Source organism: Pseudochrobactrum sp. B5, from assembly GCF_001939785.1.
In the GTDB taxonomy this organism is placed as follows: domain Bacteria; phylum Pseudomonadota; class Alphaproteobacteria; order Rhizobiales; family Rhizobiaceae; genus Pseudochrobactrum; species Pseudochrobactrum saccharolyticum.
The window spans coordinates 660400-685154 of record NZ_MOYL01000001.1 but is presented as its reverse complement, the minus strand read 5'-3'; the positions used below and the strand labels follow the sequence as shown (position 1 = coordinate 685154).

Genomic DNA, 24755 nt, shown 5'->3' with positions numbered 1-24755 from the left:
TCGAAATTCAGCAAATATTATGCTTATTTAGCAATACGCGTTAGCCAGTGGCGTGGCTTATTGTCGGCACGAATGGTGACATCCTCCACCTTCTTGGTCATGCCCCATGCCATTGGCTGCTGATGCAGCGGAATCATAATCACTTCCGATTTAACAATGCCGAGCGCCTCGGATTCCAAAGCCAGACGCTTGTCACGATCCATTTCCAGCGCTGCTTTTTCCGTCAGCACATCGAGTTCAGGATAAGACCAGCCGCCATAGTTTGCCACACCGGCAGCGCCTTTGCGCGATGACAGAACCTGCACCAGAATGGAATAGGCATCCAGTGTCGGCTCATTCGCCCAACCTATCATGAACATATCGGATTTACCGCTCGAGCGTTTTGGTGCCTGAACAGCACGCGGCCCGATATCCAGCTTCGGCTTCAGACCGACACGGCTCAGCATGGTGACAATTACCGAGCAGACATCCTCTTCATTCACGCTCTCATCATTCATGCAGAGATAGGTGAATTCTGTACCGACAGCACCGGCTTCTTCCAGCAATTTCTTGGACAGTTCCGGATCATATTTTGTCGGAATATCCAGCTCTTTCGTATAGCCAGGAATTTCCGGCGCAACGACAGTACCGGCCGTATGGGTCATGCCGCGCATGACGCGTTTTGCCAGCAAATCACGGTCAATCGCATGGTCAATTGCCTGACGCACACGAATATCATTGAAGAAATTATCGCGGCCGTCGTTCAGCTTTTCCTTGCGGTTGAACACCAGATTGATGGTGCGCAGATCAGGACGCTGCTCCACACGAATATCCGGCGTGCTTTCCAGACGCTTCACATCCTGCAGCGGCACACCGTCTACCAGATCAATCTCACCGGACAGCAGGGCTGCAACACGGGTTGCAGGCGAGGCAATCGGGGTAAATTCAATACGGTCGAGATTGTGCTTCGGAGTATCCCACCAGCCATTATGTTTGACCAGAATAGTCTTGCTGTCCGGCACACGGCTTTCGAGCTGGAACGGGCCTGTACCATTGGTGTGGAAGGTTGTGTAACCTTCAACCTGACCACCAACATCGGTCGGCATTTCAGAATTGTTCTTCACCAGCCAGTCGCCGTCAAACATGAAAATATTGGTCATGTCGTTCAGGAAAAGCGGGCTTGGCGACGAAACTTCAATATCAACAGTGTAATCATCAACAGCCGTTGCGCCGACAAACAGCGGAATATTGCCGCGCAACGGTGAAGACGGATGGCTGACGCGCTTCATGGAAGCGAGCACATCGGCGGAAGTGAAATCGGAACCGTCCTGAAATTTCACACCTTCACGCAGTTTGAAGCGCCAGACCTTATTGTCGATCAGCTCCCAGCTGGTTGCCAGCGCAGGCTCGACAACAAACTCCGGCGTATAGCGCACCAGACCTTCGTAAATATGGTTCAGAAACGCCAGATTGGACGTGCTGCCATAGGAATACGGATCCAGCGAGAAAATATCGCGTGCACCGCCCCAGCGCAGTGTCTCAGCAAAAGATGCTGTGCTGATACAGGTTGCAACCGTACAGAATAATAGTTTTTTCAGTAGTGAAGTCATAGTCGTCCCTCTCGCCGACAGATAACAGCACCCTCCTTTTCCTCAGACGGGAGAGTGCCGAACAGGATTGAGACGATGTTTTATGCAGACATAATTGTCAACATATTTGTCATCAAATATTTTAAACAATATAAAAAACTCCGGCAGGCCTGCGGCTTACCGGAGCTAAAAATCGCGTAATTATGAATGAAAATCAGAGCAATGCGGCGCGCAGGCTGGAGGACTGATCTTTGTCATCTTCCAGTTCCAGCTCACATTCCACACGGTCGAGATGTTCAATCACGGCCTTGATTGCCGTTTCCGTGTCACCACGCGCAATATGTTCGACAATTGCCTGATGCTCATCCGGCCCGCAATTATGCAAATGGCGTGAGCGATAAACGGCCGTAATCAGCGATGTGCGCGAGATCAGATCTTTGACAATACCATAGAGGAAAGATGACCCTGCAAGCTCTGCCAGCAACAGATGAAAACCACCGGACAAACGAATAATATCCGTGCGATTGCCCTGCCGGTCGGCATTGCGCTCTTCTTCCACATGGGCATTCAGCCGCTGAACATGCTCTTTATTGATATTCTCGCACAGGCGCTCAACCACACGATGTTCAATAGCGCGGCGGGCATAGAACACATCCCGCGCTTCTTCCACCGATGGTTCTGATACAAATGCACCGCGATTGGCCTGAATTGTTACCAGTCCTTCACGCTCAAGCGTAGCCAGTGCCTGACGGATACGCGCACGGCTGACATCAAAAATTTCTGCCAGCTCTTCTTCTTTCAGCCGCGTGCCGGGCTTCAGCCGCCGCTCGGCAATCGAGAGCCATATCCTGTCAAATATCTGACTTGCCGGCGTAGCCTGGGCACTTTCTGCCTTGGACATGGAAACTCCCGTTATTTCACTTATCTCTCAATTCGTATCAGGCATGCATAATCCTGCCTGTTTAATTATTTTCAAGAGAATGTCGACATGATTGTTCTGAATATTGCTGCTGAATGTCTGACAAATAGGTGTAAATATCAAGAAGGTAAAATAAAAGCCCGCGATCAGAGATCGCGGGCCATATAGTTTCACGCAAAAAGCGGCTGATTAGCGCTCGATTGTACGGTTCCAGCGGCTGTTCCATGCCTGACGGTTTTTATTGACCGCATCCCAGTCCAGAACATTTGCAGTTTCCATGTAACCACGGAATGCTGTGAGCTTAGCAGCTGCATCTTCAGTGCCGGCCTTAGCATTGATGTTCGAAGGAATGATGTTTCCATTGTCCAGAGCAAGGCTCTGGGCATCGGCGGACAGCAGATAATGTGCCAGTTTCTGGCTCAGTTCCGGCTCACTATTATTGGCAATCACACATTGGGTAACGGCCAGAACCACCGAACCTTCCTTAGGCTGCGCATATTCCACCGGAATACCCTTGTCCTTCAGATTGTTCACGCCGGTAGGTGTCAGCGGGAAAATAGCCGCTTCGCCGGTCTGCACCATTTCAGAGATTTTGGCCGAGCTTGGAATGAACTCGATCACATTCTTGCCGATGGTATCGGAGAATTTCTCAAAACCCGGCTCAACATTGTTTTCATCGCCGCCCTGAATACGGTTAAACATCAGGAATGCGTGCAGGCCAAAGCTGGATGCCGAAGCGGACTGGAATACAACCGCATTGGCGAATTTAGGGTCAGCCATATCCATCCATGAGGTTGGTGCTGCCCAGCCTTTTTCATCAAACAGCTTTTTATTATAGGCAAGACCGGTCATGCCCATATCAACGCCGATGGCCATATCGTCTTTCAGACGCGCTGCCGGCTGGATTTCTTTCAGCACCGGATCATCAGAGATCGGCTGGCAAAGATTGCTGCCGATAGCGCGTACCATCACGCCGTCGTCCAGCAGCATGACATGCATCTGCGGATTGTCTTTGGCGGCAGTTGCTTTGGCCAGAATATCAGCCGAAGTGCCCGGAACCACGACAACTTTAACATTGTTGGCTTTTTCAAAAGGCGGCAGAACATGCTCGGTATAAGCGCGTTCAAAATTACCGCCATTCATACCGATATAGAGTGTCTTGGTTTCTGCCTGTGCAGCTGTTGCAACAGCAGCGGCACCCAATGCCAGAACGGAAACCATTGTCAGTTTAGAATTCATTTCGTGCTACTCCCATTATGAAGATTAAAGATTGCCTTATCCGCCCGTTCTCAGGCAGAAAGGTTATGAAAACGATCAATGCTGAAAGCCCCGATCGGTATGTTGCTTTGGCCTTGTGTTACCAGATCACACAGCACCGCCCCCACAGCTGGTGCGGTCTGAAAGCCCGCTCCGCAAAAACCAAAAGCATGAAAAAGCCCGTTCACCTTGGAACTCGCGCTGATAACCGGATTGCCATCCGGCATTTCAGCCTCAGTGCCGGACCAGAAGCGGATAACATGGGCATGTTCCAGATGCGGAAACAGCGCAATTGCCCGCTGCATAACCGATGAGGCGGCAGTCACCGAAGGTCGCGAATAGTCCGGATTATCCAGCACAATTCCGCGCCCGCCGCCCATCACATAATTACCGCGCGTCACCTGACGGCCATAGAAGCTGCCGCCCTCTTCGCCCATGCTCATTGGCAGGCGATAAGGCAGCGGCTCTGTCACCACCATTGACGGATAGATTTTTTTGAGCGGAACGCTCTCACCAAACTGGCTGGCAAACTGATCCGACCATGCACCGGCCGTATTGACCAATTGGCGGCACCGGATTTCCACGTCCTCACCGGCCTGCAACACAAAACCACTACCAGTACTGACAGCCTGATGCACCGGCATATGTTCCAGCACCGTGGCACCGGCAGCGCGGGCTGCACGGGCAAAAGCCGGAGAAACCAGACGCGGATTAGCATGGCCGTCGTCATGGCATAGGGATGCTCCGGCCACATCGCCGGTCAGCCACGGGAAACGTGTTTTCACGGCCTTGCCGCTGATGAGCTCCAGCTCCAGACCATGCGGGCGCACACGCGCCGCATAGGCTTCGAGCTTGGCGAAATCTTCTTCCGTGCGTGCCAGTTTCAGATGACCACTGCGCTGATATTCACCATCAATGCCGATCAATTCCGGCAAACGAGCCCATATTGCATGAGACAATTCCGCCAGCGGCAGCTGTTCTACGCCGCGCCCCTGACGGCGCACACCGCCATAATTGACACCGCTGGCCTGCGCGCCGCAGAAGCCCTTATCCAGCAGGATCACCGACAAACCGGCCTTGCGCATCGCCAGTGCCGCAGAACTGCCGACCAGACCGCCGCCGATAATGGCTACATCCGCTTCCAGACGTCTGGTCATGATACCACCTCGTCTTCAGCCGCCTGCTGCATCGCACCGAAACCCAGCGGTACCGGCTTCACCGGCGCCTGCGCACGCAGCCGACCGATTTCAGATGCATCAATATGCAATTGCGATGACAGCAGTTCCGTGGCTGCAGCCGTACACATCCGCCCCTGACAACGCCCCATACCGACACGGCTCAGGGCTTTCAGACGATTGATCTCGCGAATACTGCCGCCGCTGATTGCGTTCAATGCCTCGCCCACAGTGATTTCCTCACAGCGGCACAAAGTGACCTCAGGGCTGACAGTCTCAAACCAATCGCGCGGAAACGGAAAAGCCTTTTCCAGCAGGTCGCGCTCGGTGCTGATCTTCTGATGCGCTTTTTGCAGTGCATTGATACGCGCTGCATCAACGGGAAGTCCGCGCTTCTGCACCAAAGCCAAAGCGGCTATTTCACCGGAGATTTCCGCTGCATCGGCACCGGCAATACCGCTGCCGTCACCGGCAAGGTAAATGCCCTGCTCGCTGCTCTGCCCCTGTGTATCACGCACCGGTAGCCATACTCTGTCACGGTTGTTGAATTCAAAAGCACAACCGGCGAGATCAGCCAGCTGTGTTTCAGGACGCAGCGCAAAACCATAGGCCAATGCATCGCACGCCAGTGTTTTGACCTCAGATTTACCCTGAATATGATAGCGGATGCCCTCAACATGGGTTTTGCCGACAATGCTGTCGGGGCGTGCATTATAGATGGTTTTCACACCGGCAAAGCGCAATTGCATGGCATAGAACATGCCAAGTGCCACAATGCGCGGTGCATGGAGCGCCAGATGCGCCAGATGCAATTTGGCTTTGAAAGGTGCCGTATCCAGCACAGCCACAACCTTGGCACCGGCTTTCATATATTGCCATGCCACCAGATAAAGCAGCGGCCCCGAGCCCATGAAAACCAGCTTGTTTCCGATGGTCACGCCTTGTGCTTTCAGTGCTGTTTGCGAGGCACCAAGCGTATAGACACCGGGTGTTGTCCAACCTGAGAATGGCAGAACACGATCCGTCGCGCCGGTCGCCACGATCAGTTCGGAACATTCAATGCGGCGGTAGGCGCCATTGGAAATCACATCGAGAAAACGTGTGTCGCCGCTTGGCGAAATATTCCACACCAGACTTTCCGTATGATAATCAATTGCCGGTCTCAGCGCTTCAAATGTCTCATGCAGCGCTTTGGCTTTTGATGCTTCCGAACCGTAGCGCTTGGCATAGGAACGTCCGTCATCAATCAGCGGCTGGCGATAAATCTGCCCGCCTGCACGCAAACCTTCATCCAAAACAACAGGACGCAAGCCAGCCTTGACCAGCACTTCCGCCGCGCGGATACCCGCAGGCCCTGCTCCGATAATCACCGGCTGTAAATCGGCTTTGGCCATCATCACACTCCGGCTTCCACAGGCATGGCTGTTACAAAACGCATACCTTCCTGCAACGGCGTGGTGCAGGCACGAAGGCGCTGCCCCTCTTCCGTCATAACATAGCAATCCTGACAGGCACCGATCAGGCAGAAACCGGCACGGTTCTCACCGGTGAACTCGGTTTGGCGCACATGGGAGCTCACCGCCATAATAGCAGTCAGCACCGTGTCGCCGAGGCGTCCGACCTGTGCAACGCCGTTCAGTGAAAAGCTTATTGGCTTTTCATCCTGACGGTAGCGGCGGTGAAATTGCCCGCCGCTATGTGAAGTTTGCGTTTGAGCACTCACTGCGGATCAGCCTTTTCCGACCAGAATACGATCCAGACCAAACAGGCGATCCAGAATGATCATCGCAACCGTTGCCACAAGGATCATCAGGGCAGAGACCGCAGCCATCATCGGATCAATCGATTCACTGGCATACATATACATGCGCACCGGCAGAGTGACTGTTGACGGCGAGGTCACGAAGATCGACATTGTCAGCTCGTCGAAACTATTGATGAAAGCCAGCAACCAGCCACCGCTCACACCCGGCAACAGCAATGGCAGGGTGATGCGTTTGAACACTGTCCATTCACCGGCACCCAGCGTGCGGGCAGCATTTTCCGCATTGCGATCCATGCTGCTTAATGAGGCCAGTACCAGACGCAGCGCATAAGGCGTGATGATAATCGCGTGCGTTGCCACCAGCCAGAAAAACGAACCGCTCATGCCCATCAGCGAGAACAGACGCAGAAACGCAACGCCGAGCACCAGATGCGGAATAATCAGCGGCGACAGAAACAGCGCATTCAGCGCATCCCGCCCCGCAAAATCATAACGGGTGATTGCCAGAGCTGACGGCACCGCCAGCAAAGTGGAAATCGTCGCCGCCAGAAACGCCAGTTTCAGACTGTTCCCGAAGGAGGTCATGAAATCATTATGCTTGAACACCGCCTCGAACCAGCGCAGCGACAAACCGTTCCACGGCATTGTCAGCGTGTTTTCCGGTGTGAAGGCAACAAGACAGACCACCACCATCGGCGCCAGCATGAAGATGACAACAAGGCTGTGAAAAATCAGAGCAACAGGACCATTTTTCTGCATGATATTACCCCAGCTTCCGTTTGGCCTGACCTTCAATCATACGATTATAGGCAATCATGATGATGAGGTTTGCGACGAGAACAATGATGGCAATGGCAGCGCCAAGCGGCCAGTTCAGCTCAATCATGAACTCGTCATAGACAACGGTTGCAGCCATTTTTAAACGGCGGCCACCGAGCAAGCCGGGAATAGCAAAAGAGCTTGCCGACAAGGCAAAGACGATCAGGCTACCGGAGAGAATGCCGAGCATAGCCTGCGGAAACACGATACGGCGCAGCGCCGTAAAGCGTGATGCACCAAGGGTCAGCGCTGCGGCTTCCACCGTCGGGTCGAGTTTTTGCAACACTGTCCAGACCGGAATAACCATGAATGGCAACATGATATGCACCAGACCGATAACAATCGCGGTTTCGGTATAGAGCAGCTGCACCGGCTCCAGCCCGACCGTTGTCAGCGCACCATTGATGAAACCATTGCGTCCTAAGATCATGCTCCAACCGAAGGTACGCACCACAACGGAAACCAGCAGCGGGCCGATAATCACCAGCAGGAAAATCGAGCGCCAAGGAGAGCGCATATTCGAGAGAATATAGGCTTCCGGCACGCCGATCACCACGGCAATCACTGTTGTGATCAGCGCAAGACGCAAAGTGCGCCAAAAAATCGACAGGTAATAATCATCCTGCAATACTTGCGTATAATTGTGCAGGGTGAAGGTGTTTTCGATACCGGTGTCGTAATTGTAGCTGTTGAACGACAGAATGACTGTCAGCGCCAGCGGCAGCAGTACAAGACCGATGAAAAGCAAAGTCGCAGGCCCTGCCAGAAACAGCGGTGCAAAGCGGCGTTTTGCCTGAGATGGGGCGGCAGAGGTTGCGCTCATGGTCAGGCCGCTCCGCCTGCGAGCATCCGGCAATCTTCATGCTGCCAGACCAAACCAACTGTTTCGCCTTCTGCCGGTGGCGGTGTGCCAACATTTGGCAGCGACACAGACAATTGTCCGGCAGGTGTTGCAACCGTGACAAACCACTGGCTGCCCATAAAATAGCGGGTGGCAACAGTACCATCCACATGACCGGCACCGGCTGCGGTGAGGTTCAGTTTTTCCGGACGGATGAACAGAGAAACCTTGTCGCCGCTCACTGCCTGCTCCGGCTTGAAGCGTATAGCGGTATTTTCAATCGCCAGCATATCCGCTTCAACCTGCGCACTCAGGAAGTTGGACTTGCCGACAAAGTTGGAAATGAAATCATTCCGCGGATGCTCATAGAGCTTATAAGGCATATCAACCTGCGTGATATTACCCTTCTCCATCACCACAATACGGTCGCTGATTGACAAAGCTTCCGCCTGATCGTGGGTCACCATAATGGTGGTAATGCCCACAGCACGCTGAATGCGGCGCAGCTCAAACTGCATTTCTTCACGCAGCTGCGCATCAAGATTGGACAGCGGCTCATCCAGCAGCAGCACCGGCGGATTGATCACCAGCGCACGGGCAATCGCCACACGCTGACGCTGACCACCGGACATCTCACGCGGATAGCGGTCGGCCAATGCGGAAAGATGCACAAGAGCCAGCGTTTCTTTCACGCGCTCATCACGCTCCGCTTTCGGCACTTTGCGCATTTCCAAACCAAAGCTGACATTCTGCGCAACAGTCATGTGCGGAAACAGTGCATAGCTCTGAAACACCACGCCAAGCTGACGCTGAGCCGGAGCCGTATAGGTAATATCGCGACCATCCAGCGTGACAGAACCGGATGATGGCGTCACCAGACCGGCGATCATCTGCAATGTCGTTGTCTTGCCGCAGCCGGAAGGACCGAGCAGAGAGATAAACTCACCTTTTTCCACAGCCAGATCGAAATCTTTCACCGCTGTGAATTTTCCATAAATTTTGGAAACCTGTTTCAGGTTCAAAAAGCTCATGCATACCTCCCTGAGCAGTACCGGCATTTCTGCGCTGCGGGTTATCCGGCCGTTTACCGCTCTCTCAATCGGCCTGTTTCATGGCTGCCTTGTAACAAGGGCATGCGGGCAGATTTCACTTAAAGCGGAATTTATCCAATAATTGACAGAAATTTTGCGAATTAGACAAATTCTATTTTCTATTCTGAAATATTTTATATAGTTTAATCCATAATACGGAATTATTCCAATTCAAGAGTCGCGCAATGAGTGAAAATACGAAATCCCCTGTGAATACGAGCCTCACAAAAGCCATCCAGATTTTAAAAGGACTGGCCGCTCATTCACGGGACGGAATGCGGCTGATTGATCTGGCACGCGAGCTGGAACTCAGCCAGCCATCCATGCATCGCCTGCTCAAAAGCCTGATCAGCGAAGGACTGGTTGAGCAGATCAACGACACAAAATCCTATCGCCTCTCACTGGATTTTTTCTGCATGGCAGCGCAAACCCGCCAGCGTGATGGTATATTGGATTTTGCCCGTCCGGCACTGCTACGTCTGTCAGCTACCTTTAACGACACTGTATTTCTGCTTGTGCGCAGCGGTTTTGATGTCGTGTGTCTCGACCGCGTGGAAGGCCCGTTTCCGATCCGCTCTTTCACAGGTGATATCGGCGGCAAAGTTCCGCTCGGTATTGGTCAGGGCAGCATCGCCATTCTGGCTTTTCTGCCGGAAGAAGAGCGCGAGGCGATTATCCGTTTTAACATGCCGCGCATTCTCGACCGCGCAGCCATTGATGAAGTTGATCTGCGCATTATGATTGACAGTGTAAGACAGACCGGCGCTGCTCATATGAATTTTGAAATGATTGAAGGCATGGCAGGACTCGGCGTGCCGGTGCTGGATCAGAACGGCACAGCCGTTGCGGCACTGAGTATCGGCACACTGGCCTCGCGCCTGACAGAACAGCGCCAACGCACCATCGCTGATCTTTTGAAAAAAGAAGCAGCACTGATTTCCAGCAAGCTCAATCCGTTTGATGCGACATTGCGCTATCCAAGTCAGGCGCTGTCACGATAAATCATTCACCGCTGTATCCTTGCCAAATGCAGCGGTACTACCGGCCTCAGCCGGACAGTTCCGGCGCATCTTGTTGTTTCCGCCGCAATGCAACCTCTCTGAGCAACCAGTCGAGGAAGTCCTTTGTCACCGGCTTTGACCGGAATAAGTCCTCCTGACATACAAACTGGTAAGTCTCCTGCGGTTCAAAGCAATGTTCCGAGACCAGAAACATCTGGCCGGTTTTAAGCTCCTGCTCAACCAGCGCCTGATCGATCAGCGCCACACCCTGTCCCTCTTTAACCGCCTCCAGAATAATATGCTGATCATCAAAAATCAGATCCTGCTGACTATGACCAAGCATCAGGCCGGATGTGGCAATCCAGCTCTGCCATTCCGATACAGAGCGGTAGTGCAGACGGTTGCTGCATAAAAGTTCCGTTGCACTCTTATATTGATTACGGATGGACGTCCCGCAAACCGGTACCAGCCTTTCACGCAACAATTGTTTTGAGAATTTTCCGGCCACACCACCCAGACGATAATCGATCACAATATCTGGCTGGCCAGATGCAGGCACATTGGTATCGAGATGGGACAGATGCAGCTGCAGACCCGGATGCTGCGCCAGAAATTCAGAAATGCGCGGCGCAATGATTTTCATCGAAAAGAACGGCCCCACTTTCACACGCAACACCTTCTGCGCCGTGCGCGGGCTGATATGGCGGATTGTTCCGGCCAGATCGTCAAAGGCACGCTGACAGGATGTGAACAGCAGACTGCCTTCCTGTGTCAGTTCCACACCATGCTGTCTGCGGATAAACACCCGCAAACCCAGATAGTCTTCCAGCAGGCGGATCTGATGGCTGACCGCGCCCTGCCCGACGCATAATTCATCCGCCGCTGCCGTGAGACTGCCGCAACGCGCAGCGGCCTCAAAAGCCCGCAATGATTTCAGTCCGGGTAAATCACGCATCTTTCATCCTGTCCGGAATTTTTCAGATATGAATTATTTCGATATTTTAAATCAATTTTTTCACATTGCATACAGGTTTTAAATCCATCATGCTGGCAATTGAAAAAACAATAAAAATTCAATTAAATTATTAATATCAATGTTTTAATTGATATTAAATTAGTTTTCACACGGCGAATGGAAGCGCCAAGAACAAGCCTTTATTCTAAAATCAGACATTAGAAGAATGAAGGGCAACATCGGGGAATCTTTAATGAAATCAGCATTCATATCAGCGGTAAGCCTGATCGCTCTGGGCATTATGACCGCTCAGGCTCCGGCGGCAGAAAAACTGCGCATCGGCACAGAAGGTGACTACAAGCCGTTCAATTATGTAACCGGCAGCGGCGAAATCAAAGGTTTTGACTATGATATCGGGCAGGCCGTCTGCGCTGAAATGAAAGTTGAGTGCGAATGGAGCACGCATGAATGGTCGGGGATTATTCCTGCCCTGCAATCCGGCAAATTTGACGTGATGATCGCCTCAATGGCAGTCAATGAAGAGCGCAAAAAACAGGTTACTTTCAGCAATCCGTATTATTTCAATGCCATGCATTTCATTGCCCGCAAGGATCTCGGCATTCAGGAAATCTCCAAAGAAGCCCTGAAAGGCAAGGTCATCGGCACTCAGTCCGGCTCGGTTGCGGTCGATACGCTCAAAGACTACTTCCCTGACAATGAAGTGAAACTCTATCCTTCGCTCAGTGAAGTATTCCTCGATATGGACAGCGGTCGTCTCGACATGGTTCTGGAAAGCCAGATGGCGCTGAGTGACTGGCTGGCGCAGGACAGCGGTAATTGCTGTGAATTTGCCGGCAAGCCTTTCATTCTGGATGCGGCACAGGGCAATGCAATGGCCGTGCGTAAAGACAGCGGCGATCTGGCAGAGCGCCTCAACACCGCGCTTGCAGCCATCATCAAAAACGGCACTTACGACAAGATCCGCCAGCAATATTTTGACTTCGACATTATGGTTCGTCCGGTCAATGCCAGCGCCTATCTGAAGTAAATCTGCACGCCTCAGATCATTTCTTCCCCCGTAGCCTGCAAACAGCGTTCCGTTCACAGGCTCATGCTTTCTGCCCTGCTCACAGCAAAAGCAGGCGGGGCAGAAAGCCTTTCGCTTGCAATATCAATACCGCATAAATGAAAGATGCCCCTATGAGCTTCAAAGTCGCCGTTCTTGAACTCAATCAGGAAACCAATACTTTTTCCAAGCTGAAAACCACTTTGAAGGACTTCCACCTCTGCCATTATTTTAAAGGCCAGGAAATCGAAACCCATTGCCGCGGCACCAATTCCGAGATCGGCGGCTTTATCGAATGTTGTGAAGCCTATAGCTGGGAGCCGGTCTATACCGTTGCCGCCCGTGCCGAGCCGGGTGGTTTGGTTGAAAAGTCCATGATCGAGCATTTTCAACGCGATGTCAGAGAAACCCTTGAAGGGCAGAAACCGGACGGCGTGTTCATTGTTTTCCACGGCGCTATGTGCACGGAAAGCGCGGATGATGCCCAGATCGAATTGCTGCAATTTATCCGTGGCATTGTCGGTAATGATATACCGATTGCCGGTACATTCGACTTACATGCCAATAGCGCACCGGAAATGAGTGCGCTGCTGGATATTGCCGTTTCTTTCCGCACCTATCCGCATGTGGATATGGCAGAATGCGGACGCAAGGCAGGTAAACTGCTTGAAGACGCGATGCGCGGTCAGATCAGCCCTGCGATTGCTGTGCGCCAGCCGCCAATGCTCAATGGCTGCAATGACGGCCGCACCACCCATGCCTGCGCCATGACAGAAATTCTGGAAATTGCAGATCAGATTGCAGCACAGGACGGTATTCTCGCCACCTCGATTAATGCCGGTTTTTATGATGCTGATGTGTTGAACACAGGCCCCTCTGCTGTGATTTGCTATGACCGAAACAAGGTCGGGGTAGCACAGGCTGTCAGCCATGCCGAGCATCTGTGTCAGGAAATCTGGAACCGCCGCGAAGATGAGGATAACCGTTTGCAGGCACCGGAAATGCCCGAGGCAATCCGTGCGCATTTTGCCAATAACACCAAACAAGGCCCGCTGGTAATCGCCGACTTCTCCGATAATCCGGGCTGCGGTGCCTATAGCGATGCCACAACCGTACTGAAGGGCTTATTGGAAACCAATGTCGGACGTGCGGCCTTTGGTGCTTTCTGTGACCCGCTGGCTGTTGAAAAACTGGCAGCGGCGGGTATCGGTGCGCAATGCACGGTCAGCCTTGGCGGTAAAGTTGACCCGAAAATCGGTGGCGGTGCAATCACTCTGACCGGTGAGGTCATTGCCATTTCAGACGGCAATATCACTTTTGAGGGGCCGATGTTTCAGGGGCTGCCTGCCTCACTGGGTAAAAGCGTCTGTTTTCGCGTCGGCAATACTGATATGCTGATCTCATCAGAACGTCAGCAAATGCTGGATAAAAACCTGTTCCGCAGTGTCGGCATTGAACCTGCTGATTATGATATTGTGGTAGTGAAATCCCAGCAGCATTTCCGCGCCGCTTTCGGGCCGATTGCCTCAGCGATTATCGAAGTGGATGCCGATGGGTTGAGCACAGCCAATCTCGGCGCCCGCGATTATAAAAAACTGCGTCGCCCGATCTATCCGCTGAACGCGGAAACAACTTTCAGCGTCTGACCAGTAAATCACATAACAACAAAACCGGCTTTGCCTTGCATGGCCGGTTTTGTTTTGTCTGCTTCAATCCTGTTTTTAAGCTGGTCATTTGTATTGGGGAACAGTTATAGAAAACTATCCTTTAAAAACATAAAGCTGCACAGACCATGGAACTTCGCTCTCTCGCCTATTTTGTTCTGGCCTGTCAGTATTATAATCACGCAGAAGCGGCCAAAGCCGAGCAGATTTCCCCCTCCACACTCAGCACCGCAATTTCTACGCTTGAGACGGAATTGGGGCTGGAGCTTTTTGTGCGCGGCCCCAAAGGTCTGGTGCCAAGCGAAGCCGGACGCTGGCTGTTTCAGCAGGCGACTGCGACCTTGCAGGCAGTAGAAACCGCCTTCTCCGGCAAGGCCATTTCAACTTCGCTGAAAGTCAGCTCACCGCTGCATTTCATGTTTGGCAAATTGTCCCGCGCGGCAACGGCAGCCGTGCGCCCGTTCCGGCTTTCCCATCCTGAATATTATGCACAAGTGCATTTCCGCTCACCATTGATCAGCGCCTTCGACACCAGTAAACCTGAGAATACAGATATTCTGCTGGGCTATGCTTCGCAAAATGGCCGCGAGCAAGAACAATTTCTGTTTGATGATGAGTGGATTGCCGTTGCAGGCGGCCTTGTGCCCGATGAAGATCAGGCTCCGCTCAGCCCTGAGGATTTACACAATTACAGCCTGTGGCTGCCGCCGCTCTTACCGGCCGAAGAAGCCCGTATCCGCGCCTATTGCCGCCAGCATGATCTGCCTGCGCCGGAGATGACATCGGAAGATGTGGGGATTTTCACTCGTCTCAAGCAAGCCAAGCAGCCGGTACTTCTGCTTGCACCGCATAGTCTGCTTGCCAGCGGCATCAGCCGCAATGATCTTGCTGTGCTGCAATTGGAAAACCCGTTGCATAGCCCTGTCACAGCGAAAATCACCACGAAAGATGAAAAACTGACTGTCGTCGCACAAGATTTCATCAAGCTGGTGCGCGAAGAACTCAGCAAACAGACCGTAACGCTCTATAATCCGCCGGTGTCGCTGCGCGATATTCAGAGTATTCTGACGCTCTATCATTGCCGCAATATGAGCGAAGCCGCCCGCAGGCTCAATCAGACCCAGCCTGCCTTGTCCGCACAATTGCGCAAGACAGAGCAATTGATGGGCACGGCACTGTTTGCCCGCCATTATAAAGGCCTGCATCCGCTGCCGACCGCAGTCCATAAAGCGCCTTTGCTGCAAAGCGTGCTCAATCTGGCCGATGCGATCCGTCAGGGTGCACAGCAAATTGCAGTGATGGACGAGCCGGTGATTTCTTTCGCCCTTAGCCCGATGATCTTGCTCAGCCCGATCGGCGCCACTGCCATCAGCAATGCGATGCGGGAATGGCAGCGCCTGTGTCCGCATGTGCTGCTGAAAGTGAATGAGGCTCCGGCACATAGTCTGCAGGAACAGTTGAAGCAGGGAGAGTGCTCCATTGCACTTATGGAGAGCACAATACATCCTGAAAATGCTGCGTTCTTAACCGATCTGGGGCCACTGCAATATATTTCCGATATTGATGCGGAGGACGCGCCGCTGGCTTTGCCTGCTACCGGTGACAGTATCCGCAATGCCTTGATGCAAATGCCGGAAGCAGCAGAATATCAACCCGCGCTGGAAACCCAGTCTTTACAATTATGTCTGGCTCTCGCGGGCAACGGCTACAGCACGATTATCCCTGCGGCTCTGGCAGACAATATCAGCTCCGCCAAGCCTTTATTACAGCACATTTTGCCAGATGCGCCGCATTTTTATCTGACTGCGGGTACCAGCGGCACCCGCAACCTCAATGAGCCGGAGCATATTCTGCTCGCTTGTTTGCGTAAGGCGTTTCAGGCAGCCAACTGACGATAAGCCGCCATATAGGCTTCCGCCTGACCGAAACTATGCTCATTCACCAGCAGACGTTTGACCAGCGGGGAAATCGCACATTCTTCAGTCATGCCAATACCACCGTGAAGCTGAACGGCCTCCTGCGCGATATGACGGGCTGACCACAAAGTCTGCACCCATGCGGCAAAAGTCAGAGCACGGGCATCTTCCGCACCACTATCCTGCGCTTCCGCTGCGGCTTCCACCAAGGCTTTTGCCTCATCCAGTGCCACCGACATATCCACAAGACGGAACTGAATGGTCTGAAACGAGCCAAGCGCTTTGCCGAACTGCTTGCGCATCCGCATATAATCCAGTGTCTGCCGGTAGAGATTATCCATCGCGCCAAGACTGTCTGCGGCAACGGCAATCATAATATCTGCGACACAAGCCTCAATGCGCTGTCGTGCATCAGCGCCGGAGAGCAGCACCTGAATATACGCCGGTGCAATATCTGCCGTGATTTCACTCATCATCCGGCCGTCAATCATTGATAATTGATGGAACTGCGCCTTTTCCGGAGAGATCAGACACAGAGCAAGGCCAGCGCCTTGTTGCACCAGACACAACAGCTTTTCCGATTCCCGCGCACCAAAGACTTGAAGGTTTTTGAGTGCCAGACCTGTGCCGGTCAGTTCCGGCAGGTTCGCGGGTTTAATCCCCTGTGCTGCTGTCGCCAAATGACCGGCAATGCCTATGCGCAGCTCACCGGCGAGGAAGTTCTCCAGTAATGGCTCAACATCCGGATTGCTCTTCTGCGCTTCACATAACAGACTTGCTGCCAGTGCCGCACCGCAGGCAAAATCCACCGGCAAGGCAACACTTCCCAGAGCTTGTGCCACCGCTGCCAGACCTTCTGCGCCCAGTTCCGCACCACCCAATGCCTCCGGCAGCGCAAGACCAATCAGCCCCATTTCCGCAATCTGCGGCCACAGATCGAGATCAGTCTGCGGCAAGCCGTTTTCCGGTGTGTGATCGGCAGCAAAGCGGCTCACAAAATCCGTCAGCATCCGCAATTCATCTGCTTTTTCTTCACGTGTTTTCTGCATATCCGCTCTCCTCACCTTAAACCCAGAACCTGCTTGGCAAGGATCATGCGCTGAATTTCATTTGATCCGCCCCAGATCGTCAGCTTGCGCAAATTGAGCCATGCAGCAGCGGCACCGGCAGCCGCCGGATTTTCCGTATCTGCCTCACCATCCAGAAATGCCTCGCTGTATGGCAGCACCTGCGAACCAAAAATATCCAGACGCAATTGAGCCAATGCCTGAGCAATTTCTGTACCGCGGATTTTGAGTTTCGAGGCTTCAGGGCCCGGATTTTCACCCGCTTCACTCTGTGACAGGAGTTTCAGTTCCATATGTTCCAGCGCCAGACGCTGGATTTCAATCCGCGTCATACGATCCTGCAATAGCGGATCATCCGACACGCCGAGACGTGCGGCATCTTCTTTCAACTCACCGAGAATACGCTTGGAACGTGCAGCACCGGACATGGAAAAACGCTCATATTCGAGCAGATATTTGCCATAGCCCCAGCCTTCGCCCTCAGTGCCGATCAGGTTTTCAACCGGCACACACACATCATTGAAAAACACCTCGTTAAACTCGGCTTCACCGTCCAATGTGCGGATCGGGCGGACCGTAATACCGGGGGTACGCATATCAATCAGCAGGAAAGAAATGCCCTGCTGCGGACGTTCGCCTTTATGCGTGCGTACCAGACAGAAAATCCAGTCTGCCCATTGCGCCCAAGTCGTCCAGATTTTCTGACCATTGACCACATAATGATCACCATCCCGCACAGCTGAAGTTGCCAGCGAAGCCAGATCGGAACCTGCCCCCGGTTCGGAATAGCCCTGACACCAGAATGTCCGGTTCTCGCGAATATCCGGCAGAAAGCGTGCCCGCTGTTCATCATTACCAAAGGAGTGGATAACAGGCCCCGCCATGGCAATGCCGAACTGACACGGATGCGGTGCACAAATCGCACCATATTCCTGCTCAAACAAATAGCGTTGCACTGGTGTCAGACCGGCGCCACCCATCTCTTTGCTCCAGCCGATTGCATACCAGTTACGCGCTGCCAGCACTTCCTGCCAGCCGGTCAGATCTTCCTTGGTCAGGCGAATATTGTGCCGCACCTTATAGGCCAGCGCTTCCGGAAGATTGGCACGCAAATAAGCGCGTGCATCCGCTGCGAATGCGCGGTCGGCATCCGTAATCTGTAGTCCCATTCTTGTACTCCGTCCCTTAAATCATCAAATGATCAGACAATTCCTGCGCTTGTCAGCGCACTGATCTGTGTCTCATCCATATTCAGAAATTCCCGTAGAATATCCGCGCCGTCGGCGCCAAGCTCCGGTGCCTGCCGGATATCACCACGCGGCAAGCCGTCGAAATGCACCGGCTGTTCCGGCACCAGAAGCTTGCCCAATTGCGGGTGTTCAACTTCATGCAGTAATTGGCGATGCTGCGCATGGGCGCTTTGTGCGGCCTCATCCACCGACCAGATCTCTGACACGGGCAACCCGGCTTTACCGAGCTTCTCCACCACTTCCGAAGCAGTATAGTGCCGTGACCAATCCTCAATTTCAGCCTGCAGAGCATCACGGTTCTGACTGCGGAACTGGTCGGAGGCAAAGCGCGGATCTTCCGCCAGATGCGGCTTGCCCAGCGCCTCTGCGAGACGGGCAAACAGCGCCTTATTGGCCACAGCAAGAATGAAAGGCGCATCCGATGCAGCAAAAGCACCAAAAGGCGCAGACAGCGGATGCTGATTACCAAAGCGTGCAGGCCGGTTGCCACTGCCCTGCCATCCGGCGAGCACAGTCGGCAGCAGGCTGAACAGTGCATCAAACATAGCCACATCAATCCGCGCGCCCTGTCCGGTAACCGAGCGGCGGTACAGCGCGGCAGAAATCGCCTGCGCCGCATAAATACCGGAAACAATATCGCCGATGGAGTCACCAACCAGTGTCGGGGCACCCGATGCCTCGCCGGTCACACTCATCATGCCAGACAGCGCCTGCGCTACCACATCATAGCTCGGCATAGCGGCCATCGGCCCTTGCTGGCCAAAGCCGGAGACGGAGCAATAGACCAGATCCGGTTTCAGCGCCTGCAACTGTTCTGCACCAATCCCCAAACGATCTGCCACACCCGGGCGGAAATTTTCCAGCACCACATCGGCTTTCAGCGCCAATTCCTGCGCGATCTTCACCGCTTCCGGCTGACGCAGGTCGAGTTTCAGGCTGCGCTTATTACGGTTAAACAGCTGAAAATTGATACTCTGATTGTTACGCACCGCGCCCATATAGCGCTGATCGTCGCCCTGCGGCGGTTCGACCTTGATGATCTGCGCGCCCTGATCCGCCAGAATGGCAGAGCAAAACGGCCCTGCCAAAACGCGGGAAAAATCCAGCACCGTAATACCCGCAAAAGGTTTCTGCTGCTTCACCATTCCAATTCCTCCATACCGGAGACAAGAATAAGAAACCGCGCCATGCCTTGTGAAATAGTGATACGGCAATCAGGCTATAAAATTTACCGAATTATCCCGTGTAATTGAGCAGTGCCGCTCCGCCTGTCAATCCCGCGCCCGCGGCTGTCAGCAGGATCAAATCGCCTTTACGATAAACACCCTGCCCCAAAGACAGACTGAGCGGAATGGTCGCCGCTGATGAGTTGCCATAGTCACTGATCGTGCGGGTAGTCACCGCATTGCTCAGTTGCAACTGCTCTGCCACCGCATCGAAAATTCGTGCATTGGCCTGATGCGGCACAAAATGATTGATAGTCGTGGATTCAACATCTGCCTGTTGTAAAATTATTTTGCCGCATTCCGTCATAGTCTTCACCGCCTGTGCAAACATGGTACGGCCATCGCGCATGGTCATCAATGTTTCACCTGCCGGAATGCCGATCAGATCATAATGACTGCCATCACTGGTAAGTGTGGAACTGACCAGATTGCACAACCCGTCTCGGGATGGTGCCAGCACAACGGCTCCGGCCGCATCGCCAAACATCACGGCAGACGCCCGTTCTTGCCGGTTGATACGGCGTGAGAGAATATTCGCCGCAACAATCAACACTGCCCGCCCCTGTGTTCGCACCAATGCATCCCCCATCACCAGCGCATAGAGAAAACCGGAACAGGCACCGGCAAGATCTACCGCACCGGCACCTGACAGCCCTAATTTATGTGCCAGCAACGGGGCGGAAGGCGGCAAAAGATGATCGGGCGTAGATGTTGCCAGCAGCACCATACCGATCTCAGATTGAGCTATACCAGCATTTGCCAGCGCCATGCGTCCGGCTGCTGCCGCCAGATCCGTCAGTGTCTCACCATCCTCAACCCAATAGCGACTGCGGATGCCGGTGCGGCATTCAATCCAGCCTGCCTCAAGCCCGAGTTCGGTTTCGATCTCTGGGTTGAACACCTGAAGCTTGGGCACGGCATGACCGAAGCCGATAATGGATGACGGATAAGAGCCACTCATAATTTACCGCTTTGCAACAGGTCTGCCGCCTGATCAATCAGCTGATAAGAACGCTGCAATTCCTGCTCGGTGACACAATAAGGCGGCATCAGATACAGCACATTGCCAAGCGGCCGCAGCAGCACATCATGAGAGCGGAAAAACGCTTTCAGCCGTAAAGCGATATCCGAGAGATAACCGCTGCTTTGCGCTTTAACATCCAGTGCTGTGATGGTTCCACATTGCCGGACATTCTCAAAACGCGGGTCATGTTTGAAACGCGCCAGCTCACAGCTCTGCATCGCCTGCAAATTCTGCACGCGTTGCGAAACCGGCTCATCACGCCAGATTTGCAAATTAGCAAGCCCTGCCGCACAGGCAATCGGGTTCGCCGTATAGGAGCTCGAATGATAGAAAGTGCGACTGCGATCGGTTGAGAGATGTGCTTCAAATATTTCCGGCACACAAAGTGTTACTGCCAAAGGCAATGCCCCGCCGGTAATACCCTTAGAGAGGCAGAGAATATCCGGTGCGATACCGGCCTGTTCACTTGCAAATAGAGTGCCGGTACGTCCCCAGCCGGTCATGACCTCATCGCAGATCAATAAGACACCATGCGCCTCGGCAATCGCCTTCAACTGCCGCAACACAAAAGCCGGATAGATTTTCATGCCGCCTGCGCCAAGCACCAGCGGCTCGACAATTAATGCTGCCAGTTGTCCGCCACGGCAGAGCTGTTCAAACGCATCCAGCGTTTGCTGTTCGCGCCCCTCAGCGGGAAACGGAATTGTGGCCACATCATAAAGCAGTGCACCATAGGCCGCATTGAACACGCCGCGCTCACCGGCAGACATGGTGCCGATTGTGTCACCGTGATAACTACCGGCCATCACCGCAATTTTGGAGCGTGGTTCACCGCGATTATGGAAATAGCCCAGCGCCATTTTCAGCGCCACTTCCACACAAGTCGAACCACTGTCGGAATAGAACACATGTGACAAACCATGCGGCACAATACGGATCAGTTCCCGTGCCAGTTGCTTCGCCGGTTCATGACTGTATTCCGCAAAAATGATCTGGTCATATTGTTCTGTTGCTTCACGAATTGCCTGCATAATCGGTGGCGTACGGTGACCATGCGTAATCACCCACCAGGACGAGATCAGATCCAGAATTTTGCGCCCGTCTTCATCAATCAGATAGGCACCTTCGGTACGGGTAATCTTTTTCGTAACCGGTTCCAGCAGATGCTGGGTAAACGGATGCCAGACCGGCGATGAATGCTGGTTCATCGGGCACCTCCGGTAAAATCATGCAGATTAAAGTTCTCTGCAAATGCTTGCGCCAATGTCTGCGGGTTTAGATCATCCAAGACCGGCAGGCGACCAAGGCGACGTACATTGCCCAGTTCACAAATGATCCCTTCACTGTCCTCATGCGCATGACCGATAAAGGCCACGCCGAGCACCGGAATATTACGACTGCGCAGTGCTTCCAATGACAGCAGACTATGATTGATTGTGCCAAGCTGCGTACGGGCGCAGAGAATGATTGGCTGCTGCCAGCGGGCGAAAAGATCAAGATAAGTCTGGGATCGTGTCAGCGGCACCATCAAACCACCTGCACCTTCCACCACCAGAGGCCGGTCGCAGTGCGGAATGGTCAGATCAGCGGGATCGATTTTCACCCCTTCGGCCTGGGCTGAGAGATGTGGTGAGGCAGGCAGTTGCAAGCGCCATTGCTCCGGCAGGACAGGACAATCCGGTGCCAGACGACGCACAGTTTCGCTGTCGGTCTCTTCCTCAAGGCCGGATTGCACCGGCTTCCAATAACTGCCTTGCAGGGCTTGGGTCAGGGCTGCGCTGAAGATGGTTTTGCCGATACCAGTATCAGTACCACTGACAATAAATACAGGATTATTCATAGGAATGTACAATCTGTTTCAGCAGTTCAGCCATACGGCTGATCTGTGCTTCATCAACATTTAGCGTGATGGAAATACGCAGGCGCGCAGTGCCAAGCGGCACAGTCGGCGGGCGAATGGCGCGAATATCAAAGCCATGATTTTGCATAGCCTCAGCCATTGCAACGGCGCGTTGATTATCTCCGATCAGATAGGGAATAATCTGCGAGCCACTTGGCTGCAAATATCGTTCTGCATGGCGAATAAGTGCGTGTAACTTCTCACGCCGCTGCGGTTCTGCCGCCAACGCCTTCAGGCTGCCACGCACAATGGATGCCTGCAAAGGCGATGGCGCAGTTGAGAAAATAACGCCCCTCGCCCGATTGATCAGCACATCAATCAAAGGCTTTTCCGCGCAGAGCAGCGCACCGGAAGCACCAAGTGCCTTGCCGCAGGTATGCAGGATCAGAACATTGTCCCGTCCTGCCAAATCCGCCGCCAAGCCCCGCCCGTCTGCGCCAAACACGCCGGTCGCATGCGCTTCATCAATATAAAGAAAACACCCGTAACGATCTGCCAAAGCACTCAGCTCTGCAAGCGGAGTAAAATCACCATCCATAGAATAGAGGCTTTCCACTGCCAGCCAGATATTGCCGCTTTTCTCTGTCGCACGAAAATTGCGGATCGCCGTTTCAAAAGCCGCAATATCATTGTGCGGCACGTTTTTGGTCTTCGCTTTGCCTGCCTGTAACCCTGTATGAATACTGGCATGGATCAACGCATCATAAAGCACCAGATCGCCAGCTTGGGGGAGCGTTGCAAATACCGCCTGATTGGCATCAAAACCACTGGCAAAATACAGAACCTGAGGCGCTTTGAAAAAAGCCGCGGCTTCTGCCTCCAGCGCTTCATGCTCCGGATGATTGCCACGTAACAGACGCGAGCCACCGGAACCAACCGTCACACCACGCTCCAGTGCCTCACAGGCAATATTGCGCAAATAGTCCGAGCCGGCCAATGCCAGATAGTCATTGGATGAGAAATCTGCACCTTGCGCCACGTTGAGACCACGCAGCCGTCCTTTGCTTTCAAGCCGCTGCAGCATTGCATGATAGGGCTGCATCAGCATGTGCAGCTTTCCTCAGCCACAGTCTCAGCCTGTATGCCCAAACGCTTCAGCAAATCCGCATCACGGTCATCACCGGCATTGGCGGCAGTGAGCAGAACATCTCCGATGAAAATCGAATTGGCACCGGCGAAGAAACACATCGCCTGCATTTCATCGCTCATATTACTGCGCCCTGCGGTGAGACGCACATGAGATGTCGGCATCATAATTCGCGCTAAGGCGATAATTCGGATGAAAGCGATGGAATCCACTGGCTTAGCATTGGCAAGTTTGGAGCCTTCAATCGGGATCAGCATATTGATCGGCACGCTTTGCGGCACTTCCTCAAGATTGGCCAGCGTCACCAGCATATTGACGCGATCCTGCTCACTCTCCCCCATGCCGAGAATGCCACCGGAGCAGACATTGATACCGGCCATACGCACATTATCCAGCGTATCCAGCCGGTCTGCGAAAGTACGGGTGGTGATAATCTGCGGGTAAAATTCCTCAGACGTATCAATATTATGATTGTAATAATCGAGCCCCGCGGCACCAAGACGCTGCGCCTGCGGTAATGACAACATGCCGAGCGTCATACAGGTTTCCATGCCCATGGCCTTGACGCCCTGAACCATGGCAACGACCATATCCATGTCGCGCTCTTTCGGGCTGCGCCATGCCGCCCCCATGCAATAACGGGTGGCACCGGCAGCTTTTGCCTGCTGCGCTTCAGCCAGCACACGCTCCACTTCCATCAATTTGGACGCCTTCAGGCCGGTCGGATTATGCGCAGACTGATTGCAATAGAAGCAATCCTCAGGGCAGCCTCCGGTTTTGATACTCAGCAATTTGCTCATCTGTAAGCGGTTCGGGTCAAAGTTCTGCCGGTGGATGACATGTGCCTGAAACATCAGATCATTAAACGGCAGATTATAGATGCGGCGTGCTTCCTCTGCCGTCCAGCGTGCTTGAGGTGCATTCTGATGAGAAACAGGCTGAGACATGAAATATCCTTATAAAATGATACCCGCTACAAATTATAGATAATTTTACGAGATTCGGAATTTTCATTTCAGTTAAAACGTCAAAATCGATATGTCCATACAAAAAAATCTATAAATTTATACCATAATAAATTCAACGCTGAGTTTTTATCTATAATTTAACGAAAACCTCCTCTGATGCTCCTCCTATCAAAACTTCGTCAGCCTCATGAATTCA

At 53.1% G+C, this 24755-nt stretch carries 22 protein-coding genes; 4 read left to right on the top strand and 18 right to left on the bottom strand.

The features are described 5' to 3' along the window. Positions 1 to 23: 23 nt before the first annotated feature. The 9 genes from BKD14_RS03070 to BKD14_RS03030 form a co-directional block, all read right to left on the bottom strand. Positions 24 to 1589, bottom strand: a complete 1566-nt coding sequence (locus tag BKD14_RS03070; protein ID WP_075654226.1) for an ABC transporter substrate-binding protein — start codon at positions 1587 to 1589, stop codon at positions 24 to 26. 193 nt (positions 1590 to 1782) lie between these two features. After that, the gene (locus BKD14_RS03065; RefSeq protein ID WP_075654225.1) at positions 1783 to 2469 is read right to left on the bottom strand and encodes a GntR family transcriptional regulator; all 687 of its coding nucleotides are present in this window, start codon (positions 2467 to 2469) and stop codon (positions 1783 to 1785) included. A 207-nt stretch (positions 2470 to 2676) separates the two neighbouring features. Then, positions 2677 to 3726: an ABC transporter substrate-binding protein gene (locus BKD14_RS03060; protein WP_075654224.1), complete on the bottom strand. Its 1050-nt coding sequence runs from the start codon at positions 3724 to 3726 to the stop codon at positions 2677 to 2679. Between the two features lie 50 nt (positions 3727 to 3776). Continuing rightward, a complete protein-coding gene (locus BKD14_RS03055; RefSeq protein WP_075654223.1) occupies positions 3777 to 4901 on the bottom strand; it encodes an FAD-dependent oxidoreductase in 1125 nt (374 codons plus the stop codon). Next, on the bottom strand, positions 4898 to 6313 hold the full coding sequence (locus tag BKD14_RS03050; protein ID WP_075654222.1) for an NAD(P)/FAD-dependent oxidoreductase: 1416 nt from the start codon (positions 6311 to 6313) through the stop codon (positions 4898 to 4900). Before BKD14_RS03050 ends, BKD14_RS03055 begins: the two co-directional genes overlap by 4 nt. Positions 6314 to 6315: 2 nt before the next feature. Next, entirely contained in the window at positions 6316 to 6642 is a 327-nt protein-coding gene (locus BKD14_RS03045) for a (2Fe-2S)-binding protein (RefSeq protein ID WP_075654221.1), read from the bottom strand. A 6-nt stretch (positions 6643 to 6648) separates the two neighbouring features. Next, positions 6649 to 7443, bottom strand: coding sequence for an ABC transporter permease (locus BKD14_RS03040; protein WP_075654220.1), 795 nt, complete (start codon positions 7441 to 7443; stop codon positions 6649 to 6651). Between the two features lie 4 nt (positions 7444 to 7447). Then, positions 7448 to 8326 carry an ABC transporter permease gene (locus BKD14_RS03035; protein ID WP_075654219.1) on the bottom strand — a complete coding sequence of 293 codons (879 nt, stop codon included), beginning with the start codon at positions 8324 to 8326 and terminating at the stop codon, positions 7448 to 7450. A gap of 2 nt (positions 8327 to 8328) precedes the next feature. Next, positions 8329 to 9375 (bottom strand): ABC transporter ATP-binding protein, encoded by a 1047-nt coding sequence (locus BKD14_RS03030; protein ID WP_075654218.1) that lies wholly within the window; start codon positions 9373 to 9375, stop codon positions 8329 to 8331. Between the two features lie 245 nt (positions 9376 to 9620). On the opposite strand from BKD14_RS03030, the gene BKD14_RS03025 reads away from it, so the two are divergent. Further along, complete coding sequence (locus tag BKD14_RS03025) at positions 9621 to 10436, top strand: IclR family transcriptional regulator (RefSeq protein WP_075654217.1); 816 nt, start codon at positions 9621 to 9623, stop codon at positions 10434 to 10436. A gap of 46 nt (positions 10437 to 10482) precedes the next feature. On the opposite strand, the gene BKD14_RS03020 is transcribed toward BKD14_RS03025, so the two are convergent. Beyond that, positions 10483 to 11391 (bottom strand): LysR family transcriptional regulator, encoded by a 909-nt coding sequence (locus BKD14_RS03020; protein WP_075654216.1) that lies wholly within the window; start codon positions 11389 to 11391, stop codon positions 10483 to 10485. 253 nt (positions 11392 to 11644) lie between these two features. On the opposite strand from BKD14_RS03020, the gene BKD14_RS03015 reads away from it, so the two are divergent. The 3 genes from BKD14_RS03015 (at position 11645) to BKD14_RS03005 (ending at position 16013) form a co-directional block, all read left to right on the top strand. Next, positions 11645 to 12439 carry a transporter substrate-binding domain-containing protein gene (locus BKD14_RS03015; RefSeq protein ID WP_225686362.1) on the top strand — a complete coding sequence of 265 codons (795 nt, stop codon included), beginning with the start codon at positions 11645 to 11647 and terminating at the stop codon, positions 12437 to 12439. Positions 12440 to 12591: 152 nt separating this feature from the next. Next, positions 12592 to 14103: a M81 family metallopeptidase gene (locus BKD14_RS03010; RefSeq protein WP_075654754.1), complete on the top strand. Its 1512-nt coding sequence runs from the start codon at positions 12592 to 12594 to the stop codon at positions 14101 to 14103. Positions 14104 to 14249: 146 nt separating this feature from the next. Further along, positions 14250 to 16013 (top strand): LysR family transcriptional regulator, encoded by a 1764-nt coding sequence (locus BKD14_RS03005; protein WP_075654215.1) that lies wholly within the window; start codon positions 14250 to 14252, stop codon positions 16011 to 16013. On the opposite strand, the gene BKD14_RS03000 is transcribed toward BKD14_RS03005, so the two are convergent. The 8 genes from BKD14_RS03000 to bioB all read right to left on the bottom strand — a co-directional run bounded on the left by BKD14_RS03000 (position 15998) and on the right by bioB (position 24538). Beyond that, on the bottom strand, positions 15998 to 17086 hold the full coding sequence (locus BKD14_RS03000; RefSeq protein WP_075654214.1) for an acyl-CoA dehydrogenase: 1089 nt from the start codon (positions 17084 to 17086) through the stop codon (positions 15998 to 16000). The two genes, BKD14_RS03005 and BKD14_RS03000, sit on opposite strands and share 16 nt — an antisense overlap. An 11-nt stretch (positions 17087 to 17097) precedes the next feature. Beyond that, complete coding sequence (locus tag BKD14_RS02995) at positions 17098 to 18273, bottom strand: acyl-CoA dehydrogenase family protein (RefSeq protein WP_075654213.1); 1176 nt, start codon at positions 18271 to 18273, stop codon at positions 17098 to 17100. A 32-nt stretch (positions 18274 to 18305) separates the two neighbouring features. After that, positions 18306 to 19499, bottom strand: a complete 1194-nt coding sequence (locus tag BKD14_RS02990) for a CoA transferase (protein WP_075654212.1) — start codon at positions 19497 to 19499, stop codon at positions 18306 to 18308. A 91-nt stretch (positions 19500 to 19590) separates the two neighbouring features. After that, a complete protein-coding gene (locus BKD14_RS02985) occupies positions 19591 to 20541 on the bottom strand; it encodes a beta-ketoacyl-ACP synthase III (protein WP_075654211.1) in 951 nt (316 codons plus the stop codon). After that, positions 20538 to 21812, bottom strand: a complete 1275-nt coding sequence (locus BKD14_RS02980; protein WP_075654210.1) for an adenosylmethionine--8-amino-7-oxononanoate transaminase — start codon at positions 21810 to 21812, stop codon at positions 20538 to 20540. The genes BKD14_RS02985 and BKD14_RS02980 overlap by 4 nt, the downstream gene beginning before the upstream one ends. After that, positions 21809 to 22444: a dethiobiotin synthase gene (gene bioD, locus BKD14_RS02975; protein WP_075654209.1), complete on the bottom strand. Its 636-nt coding sequence runs from the start codon at positions 22442 to 22444 to the stop codon at positions 21809 to 21811. The genes BKD14_RS02980 and bioD overlap by 4 nt, the downstream gene beginning before the upstream one ends. Then, complete coding sequence (locus tag BKD14_RS02970) at positions 22437 to 23552, bottom strand: 8-amino-7-oxononanoate synthase (RefSeq protein ID WP_139316313.1); 1116 nt, start codon at positions 23550 to 23552, stop codon at positions 22437 to 22439. The genes bioD and BKD14_RS02970 overlap by 8 nt, the downstream gene beginning before the upstream one ends. After that, positions 23546 to 24538: a biotin synthase BioB gene (bioB, locus tag BKD14_RS02965; RefSeq protein ID WP_075654208.1), complete on the bottom strand. Its 993-nt coding sequence runs from the start codon at positions 24536 to 24538 to the stop codon at positions 23546 to 23548. The genes BKD14_RS02970 and bioB overlap by 7 nt, the downstream gene beginning before the upstream one ends. Between the last annotated feature and the right edge of the window lie 217 nt (positions 24539 to 24755).